The organism is Microbacterium sp. SL62, from assembly GCF_026672635.1.
Taxonomy (GTDB): Bacteria; Actinomycetota; Actinomycetes; order Actinomycetales; family Microbacteriaceae; genus Microbacterium; species Microbacterium testaceum_A.
This window is the reverse complement of the sequence record NZ_JAPPRM010000001.1, coordinates 1,188,389-1,203,210: the sequence shown is the minus strand read 5'-3', so window position 1 is coordinate 1,203,210 and position 14,822 is coordinate 1,188,389. Positions and strand designations below refer to the sequence as shown.

Genomic DNA, 14,822 nt, shown 5'->3' with positions numbered 1-14,822 from the left:
GGCCCGCCGCGTCAGCGGACTGAGACAAGTTCTCGGTAGGGGTCGAATCCCGTCATCAGCTGCTCGTGCGTACCGTGGGCGACCATGCGACCCTCGCCCAAGACATAGATCCGGTCGAAATCACGCAGCATCTCCGGGGCGTGCGTGACGAACACCACGGCGGTCGCGGGGGGAAGGGAGGACAACTCCGCGATGAGAGCGCGGGCGGCCGCGCCGTCAAGCGCTGACGTCGGCTCGTCGAACAGGATGATGTCCGCGTCCGAGGAGAGCGCCCGCACCCAGGCGAGACGTTGGCGCTCGCCGCCCGAGAGACTGCCGGATCGCGCATCGGCATTCATGCGACCAGCGAGTCCGGCCAGCACCCGGCCCGCTCTCGCGGTCAGCCGCTCTTGTTCAAGTCCGACGTTCGTGCCGACCGACCCCGGAAGGAGCGGACTCGCCTGTTCGACAAGGTGGACACGTGTCCGAAGTCGCGAGAGGGACATTCCGCGAACGTCGTCTCCATAGACCCAGATAGTCCCGGTGCGAGGCTCGCGCAGGCGCACCACCAGGTCGAGAAGAGTGCTCTTTCCGGAACCCGAGGGCCCCACGATCCCAACGCGCTCCCCTGGAGCCACCTCCAGATCAAGGTCCCGCAGCAACTCCCGCGCGCCGCCACCGGTCGAGTAGCTGAGTCCCCGGATTCGGAGTGCCGACATGGCCTCCGTCTGGGCTCGGCGAGTTGCCGTCCGGGTCACCGGCGCTCCTGCAGATGATTCGGGGAGCAGAGCCAGCGTTTCTGCCACCCGACGAAGCGCGCCAGATCCCTGTGCGAGCGCACCAAACGCCGACCCTAGCTGTTGGAGCGGTCCGACCATGAAGTAGAAGTAGATGACGAACACGAAGAATGCAGCCGCCGTCAGTGTTCCCGCCGCCATGAGGGCGGCCGCGGCGCCGGTGACAGCAACGAGCGACAGCTGATTCCCGAGTGTGACAACGGGAGCGAGCATCGCGAGACGAACTGAGGCGCGGGCACGGGCGAAGGTGATCTCTGCGACCCCCGCACCCAAGCGCCGCACGGCTTCGTCCTCGAGTCGTCCGCTCTTCACGGTCCGCGCGGCCTGGAGGTAGGACGTCGTATCCGAGGTCAGACGCGCAACGGCAGCCTGTACTCGGACACCGAATGAATCGAGCGGGCGGGCGATCAGCCATGTGGCCGACAGCGCGACCGCAATACTGGCGAGGGCGACGCTCGCTAGGAGGGGGCTGACCGTCGCCATCATCGCGAACGAACCGACGACCAGAAGCAGGGAGGAGACGGGGATCAGCATGCCGTCGACCACCATGGTTCGCACGGCCGAGGTGTCGGCGGCGACGCGAGACGCCAGTTCGCCCGGCTGTGCGCGCACGACGTCCTCCAACGGAAGCCGGACGACATGGTCGATCAGGCGGCGACGGAGCCTGTCGAGCCCGCGGATGGTCACCCTCTCGACGTGAAGTTGCTGAAAGGTCAAGACCGCGACCTGCGCGAAAGTGATGAGGAGGAGTGCAGCAACCGTTCCCCAGGTGTCGGTTATCGAACCCGGGGCCGCCAGGAGACCCCCGAGGAGCTGAGGCTGGACCACCCACGCCCCCGCCACCACCGCTCCCAGCGTCAGGGAGACCAGCAGGACCGAAAACGGCTCGCCCAGGACCGTTCGAATAATTTCACGGCCCTGCTGACGGTGACCGGCGCTACCCACGCCGCGCCTCGAGGAGGTGCGTGGCAGAGGCGATCCAGGACGCGCTCACTTGCCGGTCAGGCATGACGCTCCGCCCCAGGATCCGCTGGATGTCGGCGAAGCGGGGATGGGCGACGTACTCTGTCCGCAGGATTCCCCAGCAGATGCCTTCGGCCAGCGCTCCCCCGCTAAGCGAGTACGCACGAAGCGTGCCTTCACGTCGACCGAGTTGATGAGAATCAAGTATTGCGAGCATCGGTGAGTTGCGCTCGATGATCCGAGCCGAGATCTTGTGCAGGTTCTTCCGCATGAAGAGGAAGTCAATTGCCATCAGCAGGGCCTCGCCCGCGAGGGGCGATCGGCGCAAGCCGGGTTCGCCAATGACGGCACTGAGCTCGACGTTGCGAGTGTTCAGAGGACCCGAAGGAAATGCCCAAACAGCGCCGACGGGCTTGCCTCCGGCCTCGACAATGAAGGTGGTCCCGGTGGGATTGTCGAGAACCCGGGCGATGTCCTCCCGTCGACACGGACGGTCCTGATGCGCGGCGTACTCGTTGCTGTCGGAGCGGGGACCGAGCCATTGGAAGAAGGGTTCGGTATCGACGGACGGATCAGGAAATCGGAGAGTCATGTATCGGCCGCAGAGCATGACGGCTGGGCTCCTCGTAATGGGCGACGCGATCGGCGCGACGGGCGAAATTCAGGCCTTGGGAAGCGTGGCCACGAACGAGACGCATGTCCGTGGCCACGCGATGCAACTCGAGCCCGCTGTTGCGAGCTCGGCGTCTCTTACGGGCGGCAGCCGCTGCCGTTGTGGTTGTTCTGACGGAACGGGCGGCAGCCGCCGCCGTTGGTGTTGTTCTGACGGAACGGGCGGCAACCGCCGCCGTTGTAGTTGACCTGCATGGTGATCCCTTCGTTCGAGTCGTCCAGCCCGGTCATGTGGGATGAGGACTCTGATCCCTCGTCGCTGAACGCTGGCGAACGTAGCACATGTTTACATGCTTTCTGAGCCTTCGAGCGACGGCCCGTTACCACGTCCACCGTGCGCCGGCTCTCGCGGCGTGCTGCGATAGGGATGCGGCCATTCCAACGGCACAAGAATTCACCCGCACCCTCACCCCGCCTAGTGGTCCGGACGCTCTACTGCTCGACCCTGCGAGGACCGAGATGCGAGGAAGCACGGTAGTCAACGCGTCGCCGCGATTCGTCGTTCGGCTCGCGGGCACCGTGAGGACTAAACCCGCGAGAAGTGCCAGGCGGATGCAACTCTGATGAAACTTCTCTCGCGTGCGTGCCAAAGCGGCCACCTCGACCTGCTTCGACCCATGGACGTACCGACCGCGTGCGCCGTTTCGAAGAAGGAGAACCATGCAGAAGACGAACATGTCCCCGTCGTCGTCGCACCTCTCCGGCAGACGCACTTGCGGTAGCCGGAATGCTCGGAACGGAAGCACTCGCCGCCCCACCCGACATCGCCGAGGGAGGGATCACCTACACGCTGCACCAGAACAGCACGCCGTCGGCTGACGAGCAGGACGCCGACGGCCGCATCGCCCCGGCCATGAACGCCGCCGACAACCGCTACAAAAATCTGTCGGACCTGGCAAAGCAGATCACCGTGTACTACGCCCCGCGGGCTTACACCGCCGGTGCGACATCATCGGAGACCTGCGCTTCGGCGACAACAGGTCGTAGATGACCGAGCGCACCGCGCTGCACAAGATCTCCCACACGATCGGCGCCGGCCAGAGCTGCGGGTTCTTCGACCCTTGCGGCTCCGGCGCTTAGACCGGCCCTCACACGAACGCTCTGATAATGAGCTGGGATGGCCCGGATGCCACCATCTCGCGCGGAGGCGGGAACATCTGGCTACGGCCTGGTCTACAAGATCGAGTGGTCAGAGCTCGACGCCGCCCGTCACGTCGACCTTGTCGAGGCGATAGCCACCGACGGCATGGAGACAACGGCGCGCGTTCTCGCGGCCAGTGCGCGCCGCCCGCCTCGCCCCGCACACGAGAAAGGGCCCGGATGCCATGGCATCCGGGCCCCGCAGGGAGTGCTGCTTACAGGCTCTCGATGATCTCGCGCATCAGGGCGGCGGCTTCGGACGGCGTCTTGCCGACCTTGACGCCGGCGGCCTCGAGGGCCTCCTTCTTCGCCTGAGCGGTTCCGGCCGAGCCCGAGACGATGGCGCCGGCGTGGCCCATGGTCTTGCCCTCGGGAGCGGTGAAGCCCGCGACATAGCCGACGACCGGCTTGGTGACGTTGGCCTTGATGAAGTCGGCGGCGCGCTCTTCAGCGTCTCCACCGATCTCACCGATCATGACGATGGCCTTGGTCTCGGGGTCGGCCTCGAACGCCGCGAGGGCGTCGATGTGCGTCGTGCCGATGACCGGGTCGCCGCCGATGCCGATGGCGGTCGAGAAGCCGAGGTCGCGCAGCTCGAACATCATCTGGTAGGTCAGGGTGCCCGACTTCGACACGAGGCCGATGGGTCCCTTGCCGGTGATGTTCGCGGGGGTGATGCCCACGAGCGCCTCGCCGGGCGTGATGATGCCGGGGCAGTTCGGGCCGATGATGCGGGTCTTCTCGCCCTTGGCCTTCGAGTACGCCCACGCCTCGGCGGTGTCGCCGACGGGAACGCCCTCGGTGATCACGACGAGCAGGGGGATTTCGGCGTCGATGGCCTCGACCATCGCGTCCTTCGTGAAGGCCGGGGGCACGAACGCGATCGACACGTCGGCGCCGGTCTCGCGGATGGCCTCTTCGACCGACGCGAAGACGGGCAACTCGACGTCGCCTCCCGACGCGTCCTTGTGCGAGACCGTGGTGCCGGCCTTGCGGGCGTTCACGCCGCCGACGACCTGGGTGCCGGCCTTGAGCATGAGGGCGGTGTGCTTGGTGCCCTCACCGCCGGTGATGCCCTGGACGATGACCTTGGAGTCCTTGTTGAGGTAGATCGACATGTTTCTGTCCCTATCCCTTACGCGTTGGCCAGTTCGGCGGCCTTGTCGGCGCCCTCGTCCATACCGGCGGCGAGGGTGACGAGCGGGTGGTTGGCGGCGGCGAGGATCGCGCGACCCTCTTCGACCTGGTTGCCGTCGAGGCGCACGACGAGCGGCTTGGTGGCGGTGTCACCGAGGATCTCGAGAGCCTTGACGATGCCCTCGGCCACGGCGACGCACGAGGTGATGCCACCGAAGACGTTGACGAAGACGCTCTTGACCTGCTCGTCGCCGAGGATGACGTCGAGGCCGGCGGCCATGACGGTGGCCGAGGCGCCGCCGCCGATGTCGAGGAAGTTGGCGGGCTTGACGCCGTTGTGCTTCTCGCCGGCGTACGCGACGACGTCGAGGGTCGACATGACCAGGCCCGCTCCGTTGCCGATGATGCCGACCTGACCGTCGAGCTTGACGTAGTTGAGGTCGTGCTGCTTGGCCTTGGCCTCGAGCGGGTCGGCGGCGTCCTTGTCTTCGAGCGCCTCGTGGTCGGGGTGACGGAAGCCGGCGTTCTCGTCGAGCGAGACCTTGCCGTCGAGGGCGATGATGTCGCCGTCTTCGCTCTGGATGAGGGGGTTCACCTCGACGAGGGTTGCGTCCTCGCCCTTGTAGACGTTGAAGAGCTTGACGAAGACGTCGGCGACCTTCGGAGCCAGCTCGTCGTCGAACTTCGCGGCCTTGGCGATCTCGAGGGCCTTCTCGGGCGTGATGCCCTCGATCGGGTCGACCTCGATGCGCGCGAGCGCCTCGGGACGCTCGACGGCGAGCTCTTCGATCTCCATGCCGCCCTCGACGCTCGAGAGCGAGAGGTAGGAGCGGTTGGCGCGGTCGAGCAGCACCGAGAAGTAGAACTCCTTGGCGATGCGGGCGCCGGCGGCGACCATGACGCGCTTGACGACGTGACCCTTGATGTCGAGGCCGAGGATGGCCTGGGCCGCCTCGAACGCCTCGTCGGGGTTCTTCGCGACCTTCACGCCGCCGGCCTTGCCGCGGCCTCCGGTCTTGACCTGAGCCTTGACGACGACGACACCGCCGAGCTTCTCCGCGGCCGCCTTCGCCTCCTCAGGGGTGTCGGCGATGATGCCGGCGAGTACCGGCACCTCGTACTTTTCGAACAGATCACGTGCCTGGTACTCGTAGAGATCCACGGACAATCCTTCGCTGGGCGATCGGTGGTGGGAGGAGGCGAACTCTCTCGATATCAAGAGATCTTCGCCAGTCGACAACCCTACTAGACGGGGCTGGAGACCCCCGACCCTTGCCCCTTCGATGGGAGGGAGTTGCGGGATGCCGCCGTTGCCGGCAGGGCGATCTGTGAGAGGTTCGACGCATGCATTCACAAGGTCGTCTGTACGCGCTGGTCCTGTTGGCTACCACGAGCGCACTTGCATTGACCGCCTGCGGCTCGGCCGAGTCCTCAGCCGCCCCATCGACGGCAACGCAAGACACAGCTCTGAGCGTCGACTCCGTTGCACTCACGTTCGAACTTGATGGAAAGACGCACACGATCGTCGGTTCCGTCGCCGACGGCCTGCGCACCTGCGACGACCGTTTCGTCACCGTCGCCGCGCAGGAGTTCCCCGACGCCGGTGTCCAGCTGGGCCTGACAGGAGGCTCCGTCCGCGCGAACGTCGCCGCGTGGGCGGTCGGCGACTACGCAGTGCAATTCCTCGGCGAAGGAGACATCGAGCGCAGCGACGCGGACTCGAGCATCAGCGGCTCGAACGTGACGGGGACGGCCACCGTTCGCGCGGTGCCGGCGGGAACATCACCCCGTCTCAACGACCTGGACATGCCCGGCGGCGAGCGCGTCGAAGCGACGGCGACTTTCTCGGTCGACTGCCCCACGCCGTGAGGATCGCCTGCGACATCGCCACCTCCCGGGAGCCTTGAGCCATGCCCTCCGCTGTGACCCTGATCCATTCCGCCTCGCTCTCGGACGCCGCCGAGTACGCCTACGCCGCCACCGCTCCGGCGAACGCGCGCCTCATCTTCCTCGCCGGCTCGTGCCCGTTGAACGCCGACGGCTCGACCGCCGGCGTCGGCGACTACGCCGCGCAGGCCGCGAGCTGCATCGAGAACATGACGGGCGCGCTGCGCGCAGCCGGCGCGGAACTCACCGACGTGATCAGCACCCGCGTGCTGGTGGCATCGACCCGTCAGGCCGACCTCGTCACCGCGTGGGAGGTCGTGCGCGACGCCTTCGGCGACCACGACGTGCCGAGCACGCTGATGGGCGTCACCGTCCTCGGCTACGACGATCAGCTGGTCGAGATCGAAGCGGTCGCCGCGGTCGTCGACTGACCGCGAGGCTCACCCCACGACCGCGAACCGCTCCAACACCACCGACGTGTCGTCGTCGACGACGAAGGCACTCCCGAGCTCTTCACGCATGGCATCCGAGGTCCAGAACCGCACGTGACCGCGGCGCCAATCCGCGACGGACGCGTACCCCTCGCCCTCGTCGAGCGCATGGGCGAGCGACACGTCTCGCAGAGCGACGATTTCTACCCCGGTCGTCTCGATGACGCACACAGGCTCACCGGCCGAGTCGACCACGGCGCCCCGATCCCCGACCGCCGGCAACGGCTCCCCCGCGACGAGATACTCCCGCACGAGCGAGCTGGTCGCCGTCTTCTCCCCCGCGCGGATCGCCGCGACGATCCGGTCGCGTCCCGCCCCGGGGAACATGAACTCGATCGGGGGCAGGTCGCCGGTCATACCGGCATCCGCTTCTCGAACCGGAACATGCGGTCGGGGCCGGGGTGATCCCCCTCGCTCCCGGCCTGGGGGCGGTGCCCCGGGTGGAAGAACTCCACGATCTGGAAGCCGCAGCGGTTGACGTAGAAGTGGATGTTGCGCTGGTCGAAGTACGGCCTCTCGGTCTCCCACACCTCGGTATCGGCGTAGCGCGCCTCTGTCGCCCGCCACGCGGACGCACCGATCCCGCCACCGTGATGACCGGCGTCGATGAAGAAGAGTTCGAGGCTGCGGCGCCCGTCATCCGGTGCTGTCACGGCGGCCCCGCCGATGACCAGGTCGTCGCGCACGATCTGAAGGGTCTCGGTGCCGGGTGCGTCCAGCACCCTGTCCATCTCGTCCGCCTGGGGAATCGGCTGCTCCCCCGGCTTCAGCCCGGCATCGCGCAAGCCCGCAGCGAAGGCTGTCTCCATCCGCGTCAGCCACACGGGGCGATCGGCCGCCTCGAGCTCCACCAAGCGAACTTCGCCCATCAGATCCATCCTCTCTCGCACGAGTGCGTCGTCGCACGGTTCCGACCCGCGCGTCCCCGCTGTCGACCACCGACGATACGGGGTGGCGTGCCGCTCCCGTCACGGCGCGGCGGCCCCTTCCGCCCTGCGCCGGACGGTCGCACCCCACCCGTCCATCGTCTCGGAAGCGCGTTCTGCTGGCCCGCCGAGCCGACGCTGCACCCGGGCGAAGACGAGGCAGAAGCCATCGTCGCCCCCGCACCAGCCCCGCGCTGGATCGACGGTCGTCGACTAGATCCAGCCCCGCTCGCGCGCATGGATCGTCGCCTGCTGCCGGCTCGCCAGCCCGAGCTTGCCCAGCACCGACGAAACGTGGTTGCGCACCGTCCCCGCCGACAGATGAAGGGATGCCGCGATCTCGGCCACCGTCTGCCCTCGCGCTCCCGCGCGCAGCACGTCGAGCTCCCGGTCGGTGAGGGGGCTCCGCTCGTCGCTCAGCGCATCGGCCGCGACCTCGGGGTCGACGTACCTCCGCCCGGCCGCGACTTCACGGATCACGGCCGCCACGTCATCCGCGGGCCGCGACTTGGGGAGGAACCCGCTGACCCCGGCGCCGAGCGCGCGCCGCAGCACTCCGGGCCGCGCGTGCCGCGTGACGATCACGCAGCGCGAGGGCACGCTCCGCAGGATCTTCGCCGCGGTGTCGACGCCGTCGAGCCCGGGCATCTCGAGGTCGAGCAGGCACACGTCGGGCTTGAGCCGCTGCGCCTCGGTCACGGCGCTCTCGCCGTCGCGGCATTCGGCGACGACCTCGAGGTCGTCCTCCAGTCGCAGCAGCGCGGCGAGCGCGGTACGGATCATGTCCTCGTCGTCGGCGATGAGCACGCGGATCATGCGGAAACCTCCTCGGGCACTCGAACCGTCACGCGGAAGCGGTCGCCGAGGCGGGTGGCATCCACCGTTCCTCCCACCGAACCCACGCGCTCGGCGATGCCCGACAGGCCCGCCCCATCGCCGACGGGAGACGCGGCCCCCCGCGAGTCGTTCTCGACGATCAGCACCCACGATCCGTCGTGGCGGGCGAGGGAGAGGGATGCCGACACCCCACCCCCGTGTTTCAGCACATTCGTCGTGGACTCGCGGACGACGGGTCCGAGCACGTCGGCGGGCGCGCGGTCGGCCTCCGTGTCCACGAGCAGGTCGACGGTCAGGCCCGCCGCGCGCAGCAGATCTGCGGCGTTCGCGAGTTCGTCGGGCAGGGGCACTCCGCGGAACCGCGCGGCGAGGTCCCGCGTGCCGCGACGGGCTTCGTCGACGCTCGCGCGAGCCGCGCGCACCTGTCCGACGGCGGCATCCGGGTCCCTCCCCATCATCTTCTCGGCGAGTTCGAGCTGCAGCGCGATGACCTGCAGGTGGTGGCCCTGCAGGTCGTGCAGGTCGCCGGCGAGGCGCAGGCGCTCTTGGGCTGCGGCGAGACGCCCCTCGGCGCGGCGGGCGCGGTCGAGTTCGCGCACGATGTCCCACCACCACAGCGAGGTGGCGGTGAGCGGCGCAAGCATCGTGACGAACAGCGGCAGCGCGAACGTCAGCGAGATGTACCCGTCGGGGCTCAGCCGCGTCGCCTCGATCACCCACACCGCGATAACGACGACGAGCATCAGCGCGACGAGCCGCACCCGGATGCCACCCCGCCACCGCACCGTGCACAGCGCCTGCGCCGCGAGGGCTGCGGCGAGCAGCACCGACCCGGCGCCGATGCCGAGCACGACCGCCGACGCGACCCCGAGCAGCACGAGGGGCCACACCGGCCTGCGCGCGGAGTCGTCACCGTCGTCGAGAGGTTCGCGTCGGTAGTGGATGAGAAGAAGGACTCCGGATGCCACCGCCCCGGCCGCCCCGATCAGCACGAGGACGATGTCGAGCGGCGTCCCCCGCAGCACGACCACCAGCGCCCACATGAAGACCGCGAACACGTGCAGGAACAGGATCGACGACGCCGTGTACCACCAGGTGACGCGGACGTCACGGGCGTACGTCGCCGCGGGCGTACGGACGGGTGCGGGTGCGGGGGCGCTCACACCCGCCACTGTACGGGCGTGACATTCGTCACGGGTGGCGCGGCTGATCGTCCCGCGGAGCGGCGCGCGCGGCGGTCAGCGGTAGCTGTCGGGGAGCTCTGGTGGCACCCGATCGCGGTCCTGCGCGGTCTCGACCGACGTGGGCTCCGCCCTCAGTTGCAGTGAGGTCGACGGCGTCCACCCGTAGAAGGCCGACTCGACGGCGCCCGCGTCGATGACGGGGCGGATCGCCTGGCGCACGGCGTCCTTCCGTCGGCCCGCGCGACGTCGTCCGAGCACCATCCCGAGACGCACGAGCACCCCGACCGCGATGGCCGCCCAGAAGAGGTATTCGATCCACACGAGGAAGCTCGGCATCGTTGCTCCTTCGGATCGGCCGCGGTCTCTCGCGGGGTTGCGACGATACGCCACGCCCGCGGCGCCCGAAAGGGCGACCCTGACATTCGTCACGGGTGCGCCCTCGCATCCTCCCGCTCGCTCGTGACACCACGACACTGCCGCCGCGAGCCGCACGCCGGTGGGATGGAATCACCGCGGAACACGCCGCGAACTCATCCCCCAGGAGTCCTCGTGTCGAACCCCGTATCCGACCTCATCCTCGGCTTCCAGGGCCTCGTCGCCGACGTGCCCGACCTCGTCCAGCCGCTCATCGTCGCCCTCGCCGGGGCCGTGCCGTTCATCGAGGGTGAGGGTGCGGCGGCGATCGGCATCCTGGGCGGCATCCCTCCCGTCGTCGCCGCTCTCGCCGGGGCGATCGGCAACCTGCTCTGCGTGGCGATCGTCGTGTTCGCGTCGTCGCGCGTGCGCACCGCGGTCACCACCCGCCGCGGAGTGACCGAGAAGCCAACGTCGGCCCGCCGCGAGAAGTTCGAGAAGGCCTACCACCGCTACGGAACCCCGGGCGTGAGCCTGCTCGGCCCGCTGCTGCTGCCGACGCAGTTCACCGCCGCGGCCCTCACCTCCACCGGCGTCCCGCCGATGCGCGTCATCGCCTGGCAGGCCGCCGCGATCGCGCTGTGGACGACGATGATCACGCTGATCATCACGGGCGTGATCCGCGCCGTGGCGTGACGAGAGCGGCAGGGTGGATGCCGTGACCGAGGCCGCAACCGAGTTCTCGGCCGACTCGGTGAGGTCATAGCGAAGACCTCGGTGTACGCAACCTCCGCACAACGTGCGTATGCGTGGATGGAAGAACCCCGCCCGGATTCGAAAGGACCCTGAGCCCGATGCCGCAGCAGACCGTGACCCTGACTCTCGGAGAGCCGATCTACGCGCAGGCCCTCTATTACACCGCGATGTTCTCGCGGAAGCCGTTCCGCGAGGCGCTGCTCGTCTACCGCCGGGGCGGGACGTACACGATCCTCTCCCCCGGCGAGGATCATCACGGGTGCTGGGTATCGGCCACGGCCCCTCTCGATCCCCCGCGGCACGTCTCGTTCATGTCGTGGCCGTCCGCCGACTGGGACCACGACATCGCCGCCCACACCCTCACCTTCGCGCCCGATACCGGCGCGTTCACGCAGGAGCTGCGCCTGCCGGGCGAGCCCGTTCCGCGCGCGCAGCACGGATACGCCGTCGCCGTGCCGTCGCCCAGCGAGATCGATCCGGGTCTCGGGTGGGAGGCTCTGCGGGAGCGGTACGCGGCGACCTTCGGTGCGCTGCACGACCTCGTCGGGGTGCGGGGGTCGGGCAGCTGACCGACAGGCCGGTCCCCCGTTAGTCTCGACTCATGACCTGCTCCGCTCGCCCTACCTTCGCCGAGATTCACGAGTGGGTGACCGAGTACGAGAAGCACGACAGTGTCGCCCACGCCACGGTTCACGTGCTCCGCCAGGACGATCCCGAGCACCTCGAGTCCGGCATGGTGGCGATCCATCTCAACCACGGCCCCGCATCGATCTCGTTGAACGTGGACTGCGAGCGGACGTGGACGGCCTCGCTCTCGGAGCGCTCCGGCGAGTTCCCCCTGTCGGGCGGCAATCTCATCGCCCTCGGCGAGGAGCTCTACACGACGGGCAAGCTGTGCGAGTACCTGCAGGCGCGCACCGACGAAGCCGTCGCGGCCTCGTGACCGACGCCGAGCTGCCGCACATCGAGCCCGGCATCTACGAGCACTTCAAGGGCCAGCGCTACGAGGTCTTCGGTATTGCGAGGCACTCCGAGACCGAAGAGGTCTTCGTCTCGTACCGCACGCTCTACGGCGACCACTCTTTGTGGGTGCGCCCGATCGCGATGTTCACCGAGCACGTCGAGCGGGACGGGTACTCGGGGCCGCGGTTCCGGCGCGTCGGCCCTTCGAGCTGACATCGCGCCCGGTGTGCTCCGTCGGGTTCACGGCATCCGTTCGACGTTCCCCTCGACGGCAGCTCTCCCGTGACAGAGTGACGGCGTGAAACTGTATTCCGACTTCGCCGTGCAACGCGGGCGTCAGGTGATCGCCGACATTGTCGCTCTCGCGCTCATCGCGGTGAGCATTTTCGCGGGGATCACCGTCTTCTCCGCCGTCGACCAGTTCGCGCAGTTCGGCCGTCAGCTGCAGACCACCGGCGTGGACTTTCGCACGTCGATGACCGACGCGGGCACGCGACTCGGAGGAGTTCCTTTCATCGGAGAAGGGATCAGCAGCCCGTTCACCACGGCGAGCTCCGCGGGCGACACCCTCACGGCGGTCGGCCAGACGCGGCAGGACATCGTTCGCCAGGCGGCGATCGCGCTCGGCGTCGGAGTCGCGGCGCTACCGATCCTCATCGTTCTGCTGATCTGGCTGCTCCCCCGCCTCCGCTTCGTCTCGCTGGCGACGCGCACCCGGGCTCAGGTGCGCGCGGGCCTCACCACCGACCTTCTCGCGCTGCGGGCTCTCTCGCATCAGAAGGTGGGCACACTCACGAAGGTCGACCCCGACGCGGCGGCCGCCTGGCGCCGCGGCGACCCCGTCGTCATGCAGCGCCTCGCCGGTCTGGAGCTGAGGTCTGTCGGCATCCGAATCCCCTCACCGGGGCCGAATACCGCGGCGAGCGTGCGTTAGGACCGTCCGTCACGAACGAGGGCGACGGATGCCGCGATGTCGGCCGCCGCGGTCAGCCCCGACGCCATCGCGGTGACCACCGCAGCGGGGATTCGAGAATCGACCCTCTTCGCGACGTCGCCCGCTGCCCACACGCCCGCTCGGCTGGTGCGCCCGAGCGCATCGATCTCGATCCCCTCCGGGGCGGAGCGGATGCCGAGATCGTCCGCGATCCCCGATCGAGCGCGTGCGTTCGGGGGGATGAACGCGCAGGCAGCCTCGACCGCGTCGCCGTCGCGCAGGTCGATCCGCACCCCGGTAGCCGACCGGCTCACGGACAGGACATCTGCCGGTGCGACGACCGGTACGGATGACGACAGCCCGCGTAGCAGCCCGCCCACATGCTCGGCGTGGCCCCCGTCGGAGATGACGGCGATCGGGCCGGGCGCGAACTCGTGACCGTGGCAGTAGGGGCACGGCAGCACAGTGTCGCCCCAGAGTTCGCGAACCCCGGGGATGGGCAGCAACGCGTCGTCGACGCCGCTCGCGAGAAGGAGGTGTTCGGCGCTCCACTGCGCGCTCGGGGTGACGAGCACCAGCCCGCTCCCGTCCTCGCGCGCGGTCTCGACGCGCTCGGGCACGCGGCGCACCCAGGGATAGGCGACGAGTTCTTCATGCGCGGCGGCCCGGAGCGCTGCGGGCTCCGCGCCCGCCCACCCGAGCACATTGCCCATCACCGGCGAAGAGGCGTTCCGGTACCGCCCGTCGTCGAAGACGACCGTCTCAACGTGCATTCGCCCGAGGGTGAGAGCAGCCTGCAGGCCCGCGGGGCCGCCCCCGATGATCGCCGCCTGATACTTCCACGTCACTGGATCACTATGACGAATCCAGCGCCGACAGCCAAGGAAGATCGCCCGCTCGAGGGCGGTTGATCGGAGCCGCCCAAGACGATGTGAGCCGGCATCGGCGGTTTGATCAACCTCCCCTGAGCCCTGTCGAATCACGCGGCTCGCGGCGTAGCATCGCCGGTACGCCGGAGTCCCTCCGCGGCATCCGGTCCCTCCGAACCGACGAGAACACGGGAGATCCAGATGGACACGATGGCCATGATGAAGTCGATGGACATGGGCGAGATGACCATGGACATGGATGCCATGCAGGAATGCATGCAGTCCCTCAACGCGTGCGCGATGGCCGCGGCCATGTGCGCTGGCAGCGACATGATGCACGGTGCCGAGATGGCCACGTGCTGCGCCATGTGCTCGAACATGGTCGAGATGGCGCAGGCGACGATGCACATGATGATGCGTCCGGCCGGCATGAACATGGACGTGATGAGCGCCATGATGACCGCCTGCATGACCATGGGCAAGGCGTGCGCTGCCGAGTGCCGCGCGCACGGCGACATGGACGAGATGTGCCGCTACTGCGCCATAGCCTGCGACGACATGGTCATGAAGTGCGAGGCCATGATGGCCTCGATGACCGCCTGAGTTCTCTTCTTCGCGCGGCCGCTGACGTTTCGTCGGCGGCCGCTCGGCTATGCGGCGCGCGCGGTCGTGATGATCGCCGACGCGCTGAGCAGCTCGGCGACCGGGTGGTACGCCACCGGCTCCCCCACCGCGATGTCGACGGCCGGGCCGACGATCCGCAGCTGCACCGTCGTGCCGTTCAGCAGAGTGACCGTTGCGGTCGAGCCATCGACCTCGATGATGAGGCCGTCCCACCACGCAGACGGGTTCGAGGCTGCCATGCAGCGCTGGATCGGGTGGACTGTCGACGAGATCGTGCGGGACATGGCTTCACCTGCCTTCGGAGTGGTT

At 68.4% G+C, this 14,822-nt stretch carries 21 protein-coding genes; 9 read left to right on the top strand and 12 right to left on the bottom strand.

Annotated features, from left to right (window positions below):
- Nucleotides 1-11: 11 nt before the first annotated feature.
- The 3 genes from OVA26_RS05720 to OVA26_RS05710 all read right to left on the bottom strand — a co-directional run bounded on the left by OVA26_RS05720 (nucleotide 12) and on the right by OVA26_RS05710 (nucleotide 2,642).
- A complete protein-coding gene (locus tag OVA26_RS05720) occupies nucleotides 12-1,721 on the bottom strand; it encodes an ABC transporter ATP-binding protein (protein ID WP_268103372.1) in 1,710 nt (569 codons plus the stop codon).
- Nucleotides 1,714-2,331 (bottom strand): GNAT family N-acetyltransferase, encoded by a 618-nt coding sequence (locus OVA26_RS05715; RefSeq protein WP_268103371.1) that lies wholly within the window; start codon nucleotides 2,329-2,331, stop codon nucleotides 1,714-1,716. The genes OVA26_RS05720 and OVA26_RS05715 overlap by 8 nt, the downstream gene beginning before the upstream one ends.
- Nucleotides 2,332-2,489: 158 nt before the next feature.
- A complete protein-coding gene (locus OVA26_RS05710; protein ID WP_268103370.1) occupies nucleotides 2,490-2,642 on the bottom strand; it encodes a hypothetical protein in 153 nt (50 codons plus the stop codon).
- A 496-nt stretch (nucleotides 2,643-3,138) separates the two neighbouring features.
- On the opposite strand from OVA26_RS05710, the gene OVA26_RS05705 reads away from it, so the two are divergent.
- Nucleotides 3,139-3,402 carry a hypothetical protein gene (locus OVA26_RS05705; RefSeq protein WP_268103369.1) on the top strand — a complete coding sequence of 88 codons (264 nt, stop codon included), beginning with the start codon at nucleotides 3,139-3,141 and terminating at the stop codon, nucleotides 3,400-3,402.
- A 364-nt stretch (nucleotides 3,403-3,766) separates the two neighbouring features.
- Here OVA26_RS05705 and sucD read toward each other — a convergent pair whose 3' ends face one another.
- Nucleotides 3,767-4,669 (bottom strand): succinate--CoA ligase subunit alpha, encoded by a 903-nt coding sequence (gene sucD, locus OVA26_RS05700; protein WP_268103368.1) that lies wholly within the window; start codon nucleotides 4,667-4,669, stop codon nucleotides 3,767-3,769.
- A 17-nt stretch (nucleotides 4,670-4,686) separates the two neighbouring features.
- A complete protein-coding gene (gene sucC / locus OVA26_RS05695; RefSeq protein ID WP_144782578.1) occupies nucleotides 4,687-5,850 on the bottom strand; it encodes an ADP-forming succinate--CoA ligase subunit beta in 1,164 nt (387 codons plus the stop codon).
- A 182-nt stretch (nucleotides 5,851-6,032) separates the two neighbouring features.
- On the opposite strand from sucC, the gene OVA26_RS05690 reads away from it, so the two are divergent.
- Both OVA26_RS05690 and OVA26_RS05685 read left to right on the top strand, forming a co-directional pair.
- A complete protein-coding gene (locus OVA26_RS05690; protein WP_268103367.1) occupies nucleotides 6,033-6,557 on the top strand; it encodes a hypothetical protein in 525 nt (174 codons plus the stop codon).
- A gap of 41 nt (nucleotides 6,558-6,598) precedes the next feature.
- On the top strand, nucleotides 6,599-7,006 hold the full coding sequence (locus OVA26_RS05685; RefSeq protein ID WP_268103366.1) for a RidA family protein: 408 nt from the start codon (nucleotides 6,599-6,601) through the stop codon (nucleotides 7,004-7,006).
- A gap of 9 nt (nucleotides 7,007-7,015) precedes the next feature.
- On the opposite strand, the gene OVA26_RS05680 is transcribed toward OVA26_RS05685, so the two are convergent.
- The 5 genes from OVA26_RS05680 to OVA26_RS05660 all read right to left on the bottom strand — a co-directional run bounded on the left by OVA26_RS05680 (nucleotide 7,016) and on the right by OVA26_RS05660 (nucleotide 10,349).
- Nucleotides 7,016-7,423, bottom strand: a complete 408-nt coding sequence (locus OVA26_RS05680; RefSeq protein WP_268103365.1) for an ASCH domain-containing protein — start codon at nucleotides 7,421-7,423, stop codon at nucleotides 7,016-7,018.
- Nucleotides 7,420-7,935, bottom strand: coding sequence for a GNAT family N-acetyltransferase (locus OVA26_RS05675; protein WP_268103364.1), 516 nt, complete (start codon nucleotides 7,933-7,935; stop codon nucleotides 7,420-7,422). The genes OVA26_RS05680 and OVA26_RS05675 overlap by 4 nt, the downstream gene beginning before the upstream one ends.
- A 270-nt stretch (nucleotides 7,936-8,205) precedes the next feature.
- Nucleotides 8,206-8,808 (bottom strand): response regulator transcription factor, encoded by a 603-nt coding sequence (locus tag OVA26_RS05670; RefSeq protein WP_268103363.1) that lies wholly within the window; start codon nucleotides 8,806-8,808, stop codon nucleotides 8,206-8,208.
- Complete coding sequence (locus OVA26_RS05665) at nucleotides 8,805-9,992, bottom strand: sensor histidine kinase (RefSeq protein ID WP_268103362.1); 1,188 nt, start codon at nucleotides 9,990-9,992, stop codon at nucleotides 8,805-8,807. Before OVA26_RS05665 ends, OVA26_RS05670 begins: the two co-directional genes overlap by 4 nt.
- Before the next feature lie 75 nt (nucleotides 9,993-10,067).
- A complete protein-coding gene (locus tag OVA26_RS05660) occupies nucleotides 10,068-10,349 on the bottom strand; it encodes a hypothetical protein (RefSeq protein ID WP_268103361.1) in 282 nt (93 codons plus the stop codon).
- Between the two features lie 213 nt (nucleotides 10,350-10,562).
- On the opposite strand from OVA26_RS05660, the gene OVA26_RS05655 reads away from it, so the two are divergent.
- The 5 genes from OVA26_RS05655 to OVA26_RS05635 all read left to right on the top strand — a co-directional run bounded on the left by OVA26_RS05655 (nucleotide 10,563) and on the right by OVA26_RS05635 (nucleotide 13,020).
- The gene (locus OVA26_RS05655; RefSeq protein ID WP_268103360.1) at nucleotides 10,563-11,063 is read left to right on the top strand and encodes a small multidrug efflux protein; all 501 of its coding nucleotides are present in this window, start codon (nucleotides 10,563-10,565) and stop codon (nucleotides 11,061-11,063) included.
- A gap of 158 nt (nucleotides 11,064-11,221) precedes the next feature.
- Nucleotides 11,222-11,692 carry a hypothetical protein gene (locus OVA26_RS05650; RefSeq protein ID WP_268103359.1) on the top strand — a complete coding sequence of 157 codons (471 nt, stop codon included), beginning with the start codon at nucleotides 11,222-11,224 and terminating at the stop codon, nucleotides 11,690-11,692.
- A gap of 32 nt (nucleotides 11,693-11,724) precedes the next feature.
- Nucleotides 11,725-12,066, top strand: a complete 342-nt coding sequence (locus tag OVA26_RS05645; RefSeq protein WP_268103358.1) for a hypothetical protein — start codon at nucleotides 11,725-11,727, stop codon at nucleotides 12,064-12,066.
- Nucleotides 12,063-12,299 (top strand): DUF1653 domain-containing protein, encoded by a 237-nt coding sequence (locus OVA26_RS05640; RefSeq protein ID WP_268103357.1) that lies wholly within the window; start codon nucleotides 12,063-12,065, stop codon nucleotides 12,297-12,299. Before OVA26_RS05645 ends, OVA26_RS05640 begins: the two co-directional genes overlap by 4 nt.
- Nucleotides 12,300-12,384: 85 nt before the next feature.
- Nucleotides 12,385-13,020 carry a hypothetical protein gene (locus OVA26_RS05635; RefSeq protein ID WP_268103356.1) on the top strand — a complete coding sequence of 212 codons (636 nt, stop codon included), beginning with the start codon at nucleotides 12,385-12,387 and terminating at the stop codon, nucleotides 13,018-13,020.
- Here the strand turns inward: OVA26_RS05635 and OVA26_RS05630 are convergent.
- Nucleotides 13,017-13,868, bottom strand: a complete 852-nt coding sequence (locus tag OVA26_RS05630; protein WP_268103355.1) for an NAD(P)/FAD-dependent oxidoreductase — start codon at nucleotides 13,866-13,868, stop codon at nucleotides 13,017-13,019. The genes OVA26_RS05635 and OVA26_RS05630 overlap by 4 nt on opposite strands.
- Nucleotides 13,869-14,090: 222 nt before the next feature.
- On the opposite strand from OVA26_RS05630, the gene OVA26_RS05625 reads away from it, so the two are divergent.
- Nucleotides 14,091-14,492, top strand: a complete 402-nt coding sequence (locus tag OVA26_RS05625) for an aldehyde dehydrogenase (RefSeq protein WP_268103354.1) — start codon at nucleotides 14,091-14,093, stop codon at nucleotides 14,490-14,492.
- Between the two features lie 47 nt (nucleotides 14,493-14,539).
- On the opposite strand, the gene OVA26_RS05620 is transcribed toward OVA26_RS05625, so the two are convergent.
- Nucleotides 14,540-14,797, bottom strand: coding sequence for a nuclease (locus tag OVA26_RS05620; protein ID WP_268103353.1), 258 nt, complete (start codon nucleotides 14,795-14,797; stop codon nucleotides 14,540-14,542).
- Nucleotides 14,798-14,822 lie beyond the last annotated feature (25 nt).